Raw genomic sequence first — 13,511 nt, forward strand, 5'->3', positions numbered from 1 at the left:
AAGTCATAGATGCGGGCGTGTTGGCTAAAATGGGTCGGCCGGGATTGGTCAATCTCGGCCGACTATATTTGGCTAAAATAATCCGACGCTAACACTCCTTCCAGCGGTTTTCTATCACACGACGGTTTTTCGGCGGAACTCGGCATGCTTTTGTCAGCATTTGGTTTGCTTCCCGTACTTACCCGCATGATGCCCCGGTAGATAATCGGCCATGCCCGCAATCCGCACGGCCTACGGTCGAAACCAGGGGAGGCCACATGGACGAAATCGTCTGCGCAAACACCGCATTCCGCTACTGGCGCTGCCCACCGCAGGTGCATGACCTCTACCCGCGCCTACCCAGCTCCGATGACGGCTGGCGGGCCCTATCCCAAGCCCCCTTTCGTAACCGATGTCCTCAAGACCCCGATTATCGCTGTTGCTTCGCCAGGTTGTTGTAATCACCACTCAGGATTGCGCTCCACTATTCGCTGGGAAGGGGCTTCGGATACCGGCACAACAACCGACACTCATTTAGGCTTTAGCGTCACCAATCCGCTTAACACGTTATTTACTATGACACGCTTTGTGTCCCAAATAGATCTCGTACTGGCTATGTACGAACTTTGCGGCTGGTTTTCTGTTTTCGAGCCGACCCCCGCTGTCGAAATGCAGTTAAAAATCGCGTTAAAGGAGAATCGCAATTCCAGCACGCAGGATCCGTTCGAACTTGGAGAAGGCGAAGACGAGATTCCTTGGAAACGAGTTTATGCCCGCACAACCGTAAAGGTCCCAGTAAATGAAGGCCAAACGAACAATCGCGAGGATGGAAGAGAGGTTACGAAACTCAAAGGTACTTCGCTTTGGATGAGAAAGCCACTCATCGAACTGAGCGACTTGCATCGATTCGCCGAAAAGGTCAAAAGTCAAATGTGGGGAAAGCAGTTTTATGATGCCGCTCAGCAGGTTATCGGCATTGCTGCATCTCCACTCGAGGTCGCGGGGGTCCTGCTTCTAAGTCGTTCTCAACGTCTAGGTGGTTCAGGATTCAGATACGTATACCTCAACGATTTAACCCCTCTATCCGAGGAAGCCCAAAGCATCGCAGGTCAAAAGGTTTGCTACGGTGACATCGTGATTGTAAACCCAATCCTAATGAAGGCAGCAATTATCGAAATCCAAGGTGAGGTCATCCATGGGTCAGGCGCGGTACTTGACCAAGATGCGGAGCGCATGACTGCGCTCCAGAGCATGGGTTTCGATGTGTTCTTGGTAACCCACGATATGCTTAACGACAAAAAACAGCTAGACGCCATAATCAAAAGCGTCTGCAGTCGTTTGGGGATTCGATATAAAGCCAAATCCGAGGCAATGAAGCGCGCCGAGACGCGACTGCGAGCAAATGTTCTGTGCAACTGGTTGGAACTCGGAAATTAGCCGGCGACAAGGCGCTAGAACGACCTAGTTTTCCTGCTAGTGAATTAGTATCATTTCAAAACTATGCCGGATTACGGGGCTGGACCTGGACCGGCCGTCCATACCCTGCATTTCGCTGAATGCGCAAGTCATCTACCTGCGGTTTTGATTTTACCGATTACGGCATGCTCGGGGGTTCCCGGCCTGGCCCCGTAAACCGGCATGGTTTTGAAATCGCCGGGTCGGCGGGAGCGCGATTGGCCCCGATAATGGGCCCGGCGCCGGCGGGATGGTCGTTGGGCGGATGGCGGCCCGTGGGGTGGAAGCGAAAACCGGCGAGCGGCGGAGCCCGAGATGCCCTGGGCGCGCCCCGCGGGCCGGATCCGGCATCGCGGGTCCCTTGCCCTCGAGTCCGTGCCGCGCTCTCGTCCCAGCGGCGCCCGCGCCCCCGGAAAGTTTTTCCAAAATTGCCCTTGCATCGCCGTGAGAGTTCCCGTATAGTACTTTTTCGCACGGGGGCGTAGCTCAGCTGGGAGAGCGCTTGACTGGCAGTCAAGAGGTCAGGGGTTCGATTCCCCTCGTCTCCACCCGAGCATTGATTGAGGCTCCAACGCAAGTTGGGGCCTTTTTTCATATTGGCACACAAGGTCAAAGGCGGCACCATGATCCTCCTGGTCGACAAGATCGAAAAAAGCTTCGGCGCACGCGTCCTCTTTAGCGGCGCGTCCTTCCAGATCAACCCCGGCGAGCGCTTTGCGCTCGTGGGACCCAACGGCGCCGGCAAAACCACCATGCTCAAGATCATCATGGGCATCGACAGCCCAGACGCCGGCCAGGTCCAGTACGCCAAGGACTGCCAGGTAGGCTACCTAGAGCAGGAAACTAATCTGGAGCAAAAGGACACCACCATCCTTGCCGAGGTCATGGCCGCCGCCAAGGAAATCCGCCGCATGGGCGAGCGCGCCAACGAGCTGCAGGCCCAGATCACCGAGCTCTCCGAACAGGGGAAGGACGTCAACGCGCTCCTCAACGAGTACGGCCAGGTCCAGGACCGCTTTGAGCATCTGGGCGGCTACGAGCTCGAGAGCAACGCCCGTAAAATCCTGTCCGGCTTGGGCTTTAAGGTCACCGACTTTGAGCGCCCGTGCTCCGAGTTCTCGGGCGGCTGGCAGATGCGCATCGCGCTGGCCAAGCTCTTCCTGCGCCACCCCGACCTGCTGCTCCTGGACGAGCCCACCAACCACCTGGACCTCGAGAGCGTCCAGTGGCTGCGCGGCTTTATCGCCAACTACGACGGTGCCGTCCTCATCGTAAGCCACGACCGAGCCTTTATGGACGCCTGCGTCGACCATGTCGCCGCTCTCGAAAACCGTCGCGTGACCACTTACACCGGCAACTACAGCAGCTACCTCAAGCAGCGCGAGGACAACCTGGAGCAGATGCGCGCCAAGCGCGCCGCCCAGGAGCGCGACATCGCCCACATGCAGGTCTTCGTCGACAAGTTCCGCTACAAGCCCACCAAGGCCGCCCAGGCCCAGGAGCGCATCCGCAAGATCGAGCAGATCAAAAAGGAGCTTGTCATCCTGCCCGAGGGCCATAAGCACATCGAATTTAAGTTCCCTGACCCGCCGCGCTCCGGCGACATGGTCGTGGGGCTCGAGGGCGTCTCCAAGTCCTACGGCAACAAGCACATCTACAGCGACATCGACCTCAAGCTCTACCGCGGCGAGCACGTGGCACTCGTCGGCCCCAACGGCGCCGGCAAGTCCACGCTCATGAAGATCCTCGCCGGCCTGGAGCCACCCACCACCGGCACCCGCGACCTGGGCACCAACGTGGGCGTGGCCTACTACGCTCAGCACGCACTCGAGGGCATGACCGAGTCCAATACCGTCCTGCAAGAGATCGACACCGTCACGCCCAAGTGGACCGTGCCGCAACAGCGCAGCCTGCTGGGCGCCTTCCTGTTTAGCGACAACGACGCAATCGAAAAGCAGGTTCGCGTCCTCTCCGGCGGCGAAAAGGCGCGTCTGGCCCTGGCCAAGATGCTCGTGGCGCCCGAGGCGCTCCTGTGTCTGGACGAGCCAACCAACCACTTGGACATCGACTCGGTGGACATGCTCGAGAACGCCCTGCAAAACTTCCCCGGCACCATCGTGCTGATCAGCCATGATGAGCACCTGGTACGCGCCGTGGCCAACCGCGTGATCGACATCCGCGATGGCAAGGTCACGGTCTATGACGGCGACTACGACTACTACCTCTACAAGCGCGAGGACCTCGCAGCCCGCGCCGCCGCCGAGGCGGCAGGGGAGAGCGCACCGGCCGCGACCAAGTCCGCTAAGGTCACCGCGGCCCAGCCCGACACCCCCGCCACCGCCTCCAAGCCCGCCGAGGGCAAAAAGACCAAGGAGCAAAAGCGCGCCGAGGCCCAGGCCCGCGCCGCACTCAACAAAAAGCTCAAGGGCGTGCGCAACCAGCTCAAGAAGATCGAGACGGAGCTCGATAAAAAGCGCGCCCGCTATGACGAGCTTATGGAATTGATGGCAAGCGAAGAGCTTTATGCCGATCAGGATAAGTTCAACGCGGCGCTGGGGGAATATAACGGCCTTAAGCAAGAGCTTCCCAAGCTCGAGGACGAATGGCTGGAGCTTTCCACCCAGATCGAAGAGGAGACCGCGCATGAACTCTCGTAAGGCCACTGCGGTGGCGATGAGCATCATCGCCACCGCCTGTCGCATCTGCGGCATCTTTATGAGCGCGATGACCGTGCTGCTGTGTTTTAGCGGCCTCACCGCCAAGCTGCAGATCGTGGGCTTTGTCGTTGAGCTTTCGCGCGCACTGCCGAGCGCCATTGCAGGCTACGGCGTTATCACCTCGCCCTTTGGCGGCGTGTTCCGCCTGGATTATGCCATCGTCGCCGTCATTCTGTTTGTGGCCGACTACCTGCTCACGCGCACCTCGCGCCGCGTCCGCTAGGGGAGCACCATGTCCAGCAGCTACCTCATGAACCTGCTCGCCAGCGCGATTGCCGTCATCGTGGGCATCGTTATCCACGAGAGCGCGCACGCAGCCGCGGCCTGGGCACTCGGCGATAAGACGGCCCGTTCGCGCGGACGCGTCTCGCTCAACCCGCTCAACCATATCGACCCGTTTGGCACCATCATCCTGCCGCTGCTCATGCTCGCAGCCGGTGGCCCGGTGTTTGCCTTCGCCAAGCCCGTGCCCGTCTACCTCAACAACCTCAAGCACCCCAAGCGCGACGAGGTCCTGGTGAGCGTAGCCGGCCCCGCATCGAACATCGCACTCGCGTGTCTTGCTGCCGCCCTCATGCGCCTGACCTATGGCAACCTCTACACCAGCATGTCATTTGCCCTGGCGTCGCAAATTATGAACTTCGGCGCCACGTTTATCGTGGTCAACTTGTCGCTCGCGTTCTTTAACCTCATCCCGATCCCGCCGCTCGACGGCTCATCGATTATCGTGCCGTTCCTCAAGGGCAAGGCGCTCGCCAACTACTACCGCCTGCAGCAATACGCCATGCCCATCCTCATCCTGGTTCTGTACCTGTTGCCCATGTGGACCGGCATCGATGTGATCGGCCGCTATTTCGACGTTACCGTGTATCCACTTGCTGAGCAGCTGCTTAACTTCGCAATCGCCGGTATCTAAGGTAAACTAACAGGTCGACCGTGCAAAACGGTCGCAACATGCACCCAAACCGCGCCGCGAAGGCGCCGTCAAAGGAGGTCGAAGATGTCGTATCGCGTGTCGACGCAGGTCTACAGCGGACCGTTCGACCTGCTGCTGCAGCTGGTAACCCGCCAAAAAGTAGATATCGGCGCCATCTCCATCAGCGAGGTGGCCGAGCAGTACCTTGCCGAGGCCGAGCGCATCGAGGCGCTGGACCTGGACGTGGCGAGCGACTTTTTGCTGGTCGCGGCAACCCTTTTGGACATCAAGGCTGCCTCTCTGGTGCCGCAGGAGGCCCCGCGCAAAGTCGATGACGACGATGACGAGTTCGACGAAGACCTTGAGGAGCTCAGCACGCTTGACGGCGACGCCCTGCGCGAGGTCCTGATCCAGCGCCTGATTGCCTACAAGCAGTTTAAAGGCGCGGCTGCAGCCCTCGGTGCCCGCATGCAGGCCGAAAGCCGCATGCACCCGCGTGTGGCCGGCCCCGACCCCGAGTTCCTAGGCCTTATGCCCGACTACCTTGCCGGCATCACGCTGCGCGGTCTCGCCGTCATCTGCGCCGACCTGGACGGGAAGCGACAGACCTTCTTGCTGGAGGCCGAGCATGTGGCGCCACATCGCGTACCGCTCGACCTGACCGTGGCCTCGGTCGACCGCTTTACCACGGCGCACCAAACCTGCACCTTCCGTGAACTGCTGGACGGCGACGCCACCACCGAGCAGCTCGTCGTCACCTTCCTGGCCATGCTTGAGCTTGCCAAGCGCGGCTCGCTCACGCTGAGCCAGGACGAGATCTTTGGAACCATCCGCATCAACCGCGTCGAGGGCGCCGAGGCATACGTTCCCGGCGAGGGCCCCGAACTCACCGAATAGGAGCCGCAACCATGTCAACCCTTTCCACGCTGGAGGCAAACAGCCTCAAAGCCGCCCTCGAAGCGCTGCTGCTGGTGTCGAGCGACCCGGTGAGTGCGCCCGCGCTGGCCGGCGCACTGGATATCGCCCCCGGCGAGTGCGCGTCGCTGCTCGCCGAGCTCAAGGTTGAGTACGAGGAGGCCAACCGCGGCTTTCAGCTGCGCGAGGTTGCCGGCGGCTGGCGCCTGTTTACGCACCCCGCCTACCACGATGTGGTCGAGGCCTATGTGTTGAGCTGGGATACGCAAAAGCTGTCGCAGGCGGCGCTCGAAACCTTGGCCGTCATCGCATACCACCAACCCGTGACGCGCGAGGTAGTCAAGGGCATCCGTGGCGTCAATTCTGACGGCGTCATCGCGTCGCTCGTCGACAAGGGTCTGGTGCGCGAGCTCGGCCGCGACCCCCAGCGCGGTCAGGCCATCATCTACGGCACGACCAACGCCTTCTTGGAAAAGTTCGGCCTGCGTTCCACCCGCGACCTGCCCGATCTGGAGCAGTTTGCCCCCGACGAGCAGTCGCGCCAGTTTATCCGCGAGCGCCTGAGCGGCCGCAGTATTCAGTCCACGCTCGAGGAGCAGGCCGAGGACCTAGACGAAGAGCGCGAACTGCTCGATACCGATGTTGAAGATGTTGAGGCAGTCGAGGACTTGGAGACTCTGGTCGTCGACGTGACCTCGGAGGATTTGCATGACGAGGACTAACGAAGTAGGGGAGACGCGCGCCATGGGCAACGCAGTACCCGTAACCGACGCCCAGCCCGTCTATCCGCACACCATGCGCCTGCAGCGCTTTTTGGCGCGTGCGGGCGTGGCGAGCCGCCGCGGCTCGGAGGACCTGATGACCGCCGGCCGCGTGACCGTCAACGGCCAGGTCGCGACCGAGCTGGGCACCAAGGTCGATGTCGACCGCGACCACATCGAGGTCGACGGCATGCCCGTCAAGCTCAACCAGGGCGCCGTGTACCTGATGCTTTACAAGCCGACCGGCTACCTCACCACCATGAGCGACCCGCAGGAGCGCCCTTGCGTGGCCGACCTGGTCCCCCGCGACCGCTTTCCGGGACTGTTCCCGGTGGGCCGCCTGGACCGCGACACCACGGGCCTTTTGCTCTTTACCACCGACGGCGACCTGTCACAGGACCTGCTGCACCCGAGTAAGCACGTCTACAAGACCTATCAGGCGCTCGTGGACGGCCACTTGACCGATTGCGACTTGGAACCGCTCCGCCGTGGCATCGAGCTCGACGACGGCCTATGCCAGCCGGCGATCTGCCGAATCATTAACGCGCGCGAGGCCGAGGCCGTAGCTCCCCAGGGCGTCAAGCCCGGCACCACCGCCGTGGAGGTCATCATCCGCGAGGGCCGCAAGAACCAGGTCAAGCGCATGCTGGGCAAGATTCACCATCCGGTAATCCGTCTGCATCGCTGCAACTTTGCCGGCCTGGAGCTCGAGGGCGTGGCCAAGGGCTCGTGGCGCGAGCTCACCGACCGCGAGGTACAGGTCCTCAAAAGCGGCGGCATCCCGCCCAAGCAGGCGAGCGCCAAGTGCAACGGCGGCAAGCCCCAAGACACGCCCGCCAGCCGCACGCGTCACCACGGCAGCCACGGCTCCGCACCCAAGCGCAACACCTATCGCGAGCGCTACACGGGCTAGGCAACCCGCCGCGCCCCAACGCCCGCGAACCATACCTGCACGTCAACCATCGAAAGGAAGCATTGCATGATCGTCGCCATCGACGGCCCCGCCGGTTCCGGCAAGTCCACCATCGCCAAGGAGATCGCCCGCCAGCTTGGCTTTAACAAGCTCGACACGGGCGCCATGTATCGCGCCGTCACCTTCGCCGCGCTCGACCGCGGCATCGACCTGGACGACGAGGCAGCCATCGATGCCCTCGCCGAGCAGATCGAAATCCGCTTTACCAACGGAACCGGCGAGGATACGCGCCTGACCATTGACGGCCAGGACGCATCGGCCGCCATTCGTACCCCGCAGGTCGACGCCAACGTGTCCAAGGTCTCGGCCTATCCGGGCGTGCGCGCCGCCATGCTCATCCACCAGCGCCGCGCCGCCGAGGACCGCGATATCGTGGCCGAGGGTCGCGACATCGGCACCGTCGTGTTCCCCAACGCGCAGGTCAAGATCTTCCTGACTGCCGACCCGCGTGAGCGCGCCCGCCGCCGCGTGCTGCAGCGTCACCAAAACGACGCCCAGCCGCTCACGTCCGAGCAGCTCGAAGCCGAGGTCGACGAGACCCTCGACGCCCTTAAGCAGCGCGACAAGCTCGACAGCAGCCGCGAGGTCGCCCCGCTCGTGCCCGCCGACGACGCCGTGCACGTCGACTCCACCGCCCACACCATCGACGAGGTCGTCTCGATAATCGAGAACCTCATCAACAAAAGGAGGTAGCCCATGCGCCTGTTTAAGCAGACGCCCGAGGACTATTACAACGCCCCCTACGCCGAGTTTCCAGCGCTCATCCGAGGCACCGTCGTCGTAGTCATGGCCATCCTTTGGGCCTTCTCCAAGCTCATGTGGCGCTGGAAGGTCGAGGACGCCGATCTTCTGTTTGAGCGCCAGGAAGGCCGCGGCAGCGTGGTCATCTGCAACCACACCTCGATGGCCGAGCTCTTGGCCGTGGAGACGGCGCTGTTCTTTGGGGGGCGCCGCGTGCGTCCCATCTTTAAATCGGAGTTCGCCAAGACCAAGATCGTGCGCTGGGCCTTTAGCCGCGTAGGCGGCATCCCCGTGGAGCGTGGTACTGCCGATATGAAGTGCCTGCGCGCCGCCCAGCATGCGCTGCAGCGCGGCGAGGACGTCCTGATCTTCCCCGAGGGCACGCGCATCCGCTCGCGCGAGATCAAGCCCGAGGTCCACGGCGGTTTTGCGCTCATCGCTCAGATGGGCAAGGCACCCGTGAACCCGCTCGCCATCTGCGGCTGGTCCGACATCACGCCCGCGGGCAAAAAGATCATGCGCCCTAAGAAGTGCTGGATCCGCGCCGGCAAGGCCGTCTCGCTTTCCGACGCACCGGCCGGGCTTAAGCGCACGGAGCGCCTGGAATGGTTTGAGTCCGAGGCCATGAGCCGCGTCTACGCCATGCGAGACGAGCTATGCGCCGAGCATCCGGGCAGGTTCTAGCCATGAGCGAGAACGTTACGAACACTGCCGCGACCGCGTCCGACCAGGCAACAGCGCCTACCATCGAGATCGCAGCACACGCCGGCACTTGCTACGGCGTACAGCGTGCGCTCGATATGGCGCTGGCCGCCGCGCCGCAGGCAGGGGAGTGCACTCAGGTTCATACCTTGGGTCCGCTCATCCATAACCCCATCGTGGTACGCGAGCTCGCTGAGGCAGGCGTTGGCTTGGCCGAAACCCTGGATGACGCCGCAACCGGCACCGTGATCATCCGCGCCCACGGCGTGGTGCCGCAGGTAATCGATGCTGCCCGCAAGCGTAGCCTAAACGTGGTCGACGCCACCTGCCCCTACGTGAAGAAAGTCCATATGGCAGCCGAGCGCCTGGTGCGCGAGGGTTACCGCGTGGCGGTCGTAGGCGAGCCAGGTCACCCCGAGGTCGAGGGCATTCTTGGCCACGCCGGCAAAGATGCACAGGTCGTGAGCTGTGCCGCCGACGCCAATGCCTTGTCGCTCAAGGGCAAGGTAGGCCTCGTCGTGCAGACCACCCAGACCGCGCAGAACCTCGCCGAGGTCGTGGCAGCTATCACCCCGCGCGTGCAGGAGCTGCGTGTGATCAACACCATCTGCGCCGCCACGAGTGAGCGTCAACAGGCAGCAGCCGCACTTGCCAACCGCTGCGACTGCATGGTCGTCGTGGGCGGCAAGAACTCGGGCAACACCCGCCGCCTGGCGCAGATTTGCGCAGACGCCTGCGAGCGCACGTATCACATCGAGGAAACTTCCGAGCTCCAGGCCGCGTGGTTTACCGACGCTCACCACATCGGTATCACCGCCGGAGCCTCCACCCCGCAAGAACACATCGAGCGCGCCGTCACGCGCATCAAGGAGCTTTGCTGCTAACCATGGACCAGACCGTACCCGCATACGCCGCCGAGGTGGCCGATTACGGGCGCAGCCGCGACCCCGAGCCGGGTGAGGGCGCGCTCGTTAAGAACGTGCGTCCCGAATCGCCCGCATGGGATGTGGGTATCGAGCCGGGCATGCGCGTGCTCACGGTCAACGGCGAGCAGCTTACCGACATGATCGTGTGGCTCTGGGAGGCAGACGACGACACGGTCGACCTCGAGGTTTTCGACCCGCGCGATGGCACCGTCACCCCCGTGGAGCTCGATCGATTTCCCGGAGAGGATTGGGGTCTGGAGTTCGACGGCCCCATCTTCGACGGCATGCGTACCTGTGTGAACGCCTGCGTGTTCTGCTTTATGACGATGCTCCCCAAGGGCGGCCGCTCCACGCTCTATATTCGCGACGACGACTACCGCCTGAGCTTTTTGCAGGGCAACTTTGTCACGCTTACGAACCTCACCGACGAGGACGTGCAAAACGTCATCCAACGCAACATGAGCCCCATGAACGTGTCGGTCCACGCCGTGAGCCCCGATGTCCGCCGACGCATGATGGGCCGCAACGCCCAGCGCGGCATGGATGTGCTCGAGGCCATCATGGCCGCCGGCATCGAGATTCACGCGCAGATCGTGTTGTGCCCCGGCATGAACGACGGCGAGGAGCTGGAAAAGACCCTGCGCTTTTGCGAGGAGCACGAGCAAATCACAAGCCTGGGCATTGTGCCGCTCGGTTTTACCAAGCATCAGAACCGTTTTAGCTGGTCCTACAGCGACAAGCCCGAGCTAGCGCGCGAGACCATTGCCATGATCCGTCCCTACCAGGATCGTGCCTACGAACGCTTTGGCCGCCACACCTTCCAGATGAGCGATGAGTTCTATCTGGACGCCGGCATCGATCCTCCCGAGGCAGACTTTTACGACGGGTACCCGCAGTACTACGACGGCATTGGCATGATCCGCTCGTATCTGGACGAGACCGACGACGTGCTGGCTACCGACGCCGAGCGTCTGGCCCGCGTCCGCGAGGCCGTCGCCGCCCGCAACCAGCGGCTTCTGTGTCTCTCGGGCGCCAGCGCACGCGACACGGTGGCCCGCTTTGTGGAGTCGCCCCAGGGACTCGCCGGCACTGTCACGGCCATCAAGAACCGCTATTTTGGCGGCAACGTGGACGTGACCGGCCTCATCGTCGCGTGTGACATTCTGGAGCAGCTGCCCCAAGATCTGTCGGGGGTTATGCTCTTTGTGCCTAAGCTCATGTTCAACGCTGACGGCATGACGCTTGACGAGTATCATCGTGACGATTTACTCGCAAGCCTTACCAGTCGCGGCGCCGAGGTTCATGTGGTGTCGACCATGCCGCATGAGCTGCTCGATACCCTGGAGCACATCCTTGGCATTGCGCCTGCCGACTCTAACACTTCCACTGACCCTACCCATTAAAGGAGTGCAGATGAAACCTATCGTCGCCGTCGTCGGACGCCCCAACGTGGGCAAGTCCACGCTCGTTAACCGCCTGGCCCAGACCTCGGACGCCATCGTCCATGAGTCCCGCGGCGTTACGCGCGACCGCTCGTACCACACGGCCGATTGGAACGGCCGCGAGTTCACCATTGTCGACACGGGCGGCATCGAACCGCTCAAGAGCGATGACGTCTTCGCCACGTCCATTCGCGACCAGGCCCTCGCCGCCGCCGAGGAAGCCGCCGTCATCCTGTTTGTGGTCGACGGCCGCACCGGCGTCACCGAGGAGGACGAGTCGGTCGCCCGCATGCTCAAGCGCTGCGACAAGCCGGTCTTTCTGCTGGTGAACAAGCTCGACAACCCCGATCGCGAGAACGACAGCATCTGGGAGTTCTATTCGCTCGGTATCGGCGAGCCCACGCCGCTCTCGGCCCTGCACGGCCACGGCACGGGCGACCTGCTCGACGACATCGTGGCCCTGCTTCCGGAGGAAGAGGACGAGGTCGCCGATGAGTTCCCCGACGCGCTGAACGTCGCCATCATCGGCCGCCCCAACGCCGGTAAGTCTTCGCTGTTCAACCGCATCCTGGGCGCCGACCGCTCCATCGTGTCCAACATTGCCGGCACGACGCGCGACGCCATCGACACGGTCGTCGAGCGCAACGGCAAGCACTACCGCATGGTCGACACCGCGGGCATTCGCAAGAAGAGCACCGTGTACGAGAACATCGAGTACTACTCGATGGTCCGCGGCCTGCGCGCCATCGACCGCGCCGACGTGGCGCTGCTCGTCGTCGACGCCTCCGTGGGCGTCACCGAGCAGGACCAGAAGGTCATGGGCCTTGCCATCGAGCGCGGCTGCGCCATCGTGGTGCTGCTCAACAAGTGGGACCTGCTCGACGATGACCGCAAGCGCGAGGCCTGCATGGAGACCATCGACCGCCGTCTGGGCGTCATGGCTCCCTGGGCCCAGTACCTGCGCATCTCTGCCCTCACTGGCCGCAGCGTCGAGAAGATCTGGGCGATGGTCGACGCCGCCGAAAAGACGCGCTCGCAGAAGATTAGCACCTCGCGCCTCAACACGTTCCTCACCGATCTGCGCGAGTTCGGTCATACCGTGGTGGACGGCAAGCGCCGCCTGCGCATGCACTACGTGACCCAGACGGGCGTCAACCCGCCGACGTTCACGTTCTTCGTCAACCACAGCGATCTGGTCAACGACACCTATCAGCGCTACATCGAGAACCGCATGCGCTCGACCTTCGACTTTGCCGGCACACCCATTCGACTCTTCTTTAGGAAGAAGGAGCAAAAGGATGCATAATCCGATTCTGCTGACCGCCATCTGCGCCGTGGTCTCGTTCTTTATCGGGGCGATTCCGTTTGGCCTGATCCTGGGCCGCGTGTTCAACCACACCGACATTCGCAAGGCGGGCTCCGGCAACATCGGCACCACCAACGCGCTGCGTGTGGCCGGTCCCAAGGTGGCCGCGCTCACGCTGCTGCTCGACTGCCTTAAGGGCGCCATCTGCGTTGTCATCGCCCGTCCGCTCATCGCGAGCGTGGGCTATGGATTTCCGCCGAACATCATGGCGCCCGGAGCCCCCGGCGACTGGATGCTCGGCGTCATTTGTCTGGCAGCCGTATGGGGCCACATCTTCTCGCCCTACCTCAACTTCCATGGCGGCAAGGGTATCGCCGTGGGTCTGGGCGTTATCCTCGCCTGGTGCTGGCCCATTGGCCTGTCGCTGCTGGGCATGTTTATCGTGGCCGTCGCCATCACCAAGTTTGTGTCGGTGGGCTCGCTTGCCGCCGCCATCGGTCTTCCCATCGCAGCCTGTGCGGTCTTTCCGTACAGCAGCCTAGGCCTTAAGTTTTGCATGGCGCTGATCGGCATCACCGTGGTGTGGGCCCATCGTGCGAACATCAAAAAGCTCATGACGGGTAAGGAGTCCAAGCTCTCGTTTACCAAGCGCGTCACCGAGCCCGACGATAAGTAGGA

Annotated in this window: 13 protein-coding genes and 1 tRNA gene; all 14 read left to right on the forward strand. The window is 62.5% G+C overall.

Features of this window, described 5'->3' with window-relative positions:
- The first annotated feature begins 318 nt into the window (after positions 1-318).
- On the forward strand, positions 319-1,416 hold the full coding sequence (locus tag I2F59_RS08730) for a hypothetical protein (RefSeq protein WP_195503898.1): 1,098 nt from the start codon (positions 319-321) through the stop codon (positions 1,414-1,416).
- Positions 1,417-1,909: 493 nt separating this feature from the next.
- Positions 1,910-1,982 (forward strand) — tRNA-Ala (locus I2F59_RS08735).
- A gap of 75 nt (positions 1,983-2,057) precedes the next feature.
- Positions 2,058-4,091 carry an ABC-F family ATP-binding cassette domain-containing protein gene (locus I2F59_RS08740; protein ID WP_195503899.1) on the forward strand — a complete coding sequence of 678 codons (2,034 nt, stop codon included), beginning with the start codon at positions 2,058-2,060 and terminating at the stop codon, positions 4,089-4,091.
- Positions 4,078-4,374: a hypothetical protein gene (locus tag I2F59_RS08745; RefSeq protein ID WP_055287415.1), complete on the forward strand. Its 297-nt coding sequence runs from the start codon at positions 4,078-4,080 to the stop codon at positions 4,372-4,374. The genes I2F59_RS08740 and I2F59_RS08745 overlap by 14 nt, the downstream gene beginning before the upstream one ends.
- Before the next feature lie 9 nt (positions 4,375-4,383).
- Positions 4,384-5,067, forward strand: coding sequence for a site-2 protease family protein (locus I2F59_RS08750; RefSeq protein ID WP_195503900.1), 684 nt, complete (start codon positions 4,384-4,386; stop codon positions 5,065-5,067).
- Positions 5,068-5,151: 84 nt separating this feature from the next.
- On the forward strand, positions 5,152-5,964 hold the full coding sequence (locus tag I2F59_RS08755; protein WP_195503901.1) for a segregation and condensation protein A: 813 nt from the start codon (positions 5,152-5,154) through the stop codon (positions 5,962-5,964).
- 11 nt (positions 5,965-5,975) lie between these two features.
- The gene (scpB, locus tag I2F59_RS08760; protein ID WP_195503902.1) at positions 5,976-6,704 is read left to right on the forward strand and encodes an SMC-Scp complex subunit ScpB; all 729 of its coding nucleotides are present in this window, start codon (positions 5,976-5,978) and stop codon (positions 6,702-6,704) included.
- Complete coding sequence (locus tag I2F59_RS08765) at positions 6,691-7,656, forward strand: pseudouridine synthase (RefSeq protein WP_195503903.1); 966 nt, start codon at positions 6,691-6,693, stop codon at positions 7,654-7,656. Before scpB ends, I2F59_RS08765 begins: the two co-directional genes overlap by 14 nt.
- A gap of 66 nt (positions 7,657-7,722) precedes the next feature.
- Positions 7,723-8,409 (forward strand): (d)CMP kinase, encoded by a 687-nt coding sequence (gene cmk / locus I2F59_RS08770; RefSeq protein ID WP_195503904.1) that lies wholly within the window; start codon positions 7,723-7,725, stop codon positions 8,407-8,409.
- A 3-nt stretch (positions 8,410-8,412) separates the two neighbouring features.
- Positions 8,413-9,141 carry a lysophospholipid acyltransferase family protein gene (locus I2F59_RS08775; RefSeq protein WP_195503905.1) on the forward strand — a complete coding sequence of 243 codons (729 nt, stop codon included), beginning with the start codon at positions 8,413-8,415 and terminating at the stop codon, positions 9,139-9,141.
- Positions 9,142-9,143: 2 nt separating this feature from the next.
- Positions 9,144-10,043 carry a 4-hydroxy-3-methylbut-2-enyl diphosphate reductase gene (ispH, locus tag I2F59_RS08780; protein WP_195503906.1) on the forward strand — a complete coding sequence of 300 codons (900 nt, stop codon included), beginning with the start codon at positions 9,144-9,146 and terminating at the stop codon, positions 10,041-10,043.
- Between the two features lie 2 nt (positions 10,044-10,045).
- On the forward strand, positions 10,046-11,488 hold the full coding sequence (locus tag I2F59_RS08785; RefSeq protein ID WP_195503907.1) for a DUF512 domain-containing protein: 1,443 nt from the start codon (positions 10,046-10,048) through the stop codon (positions 11,486-11,488).
- Between the two features lie 10 nt (positions 11,489-11,498).
- On the forward strand, positions 11,499-12,833 hold the full coding sequence (der, locus tag I2F59_RS08790; RefSeq protein ID WP_035138458.1) for a ribosome biogenesis GTPase Der: 1,335 nt from the start codon (positions 11,499-11,501) through the stop codon (positions 12,831-12,833).
- A complete protein-coding gene (gene plsY / locus I2F59_RS08795) occupies positions 12,826-13,509 on the forward strand; it encodes a glycerol-3-phosphate 1-O-acyltransferase PlsY (RefSeq protein WP_195503908.1) in 684 nt (227 codons plus the stop codon). The genes der and plsY overlap by 8 nt, the downstream gene beginning before the upstream one ends.
- Positions 13,510-13,511 lie beyond the last annotated feature (2 nt).

This window comes from Collinsella aerofaciens (assembly GCF_015556945.1).
GTDB classification, from domain to species: Bacteria; Actinomycetota; Coriobacteriia; order Coriobacteriales; family Coriobacteriaceae; genus Collinsella; species Collinsella aerofaciens_AO.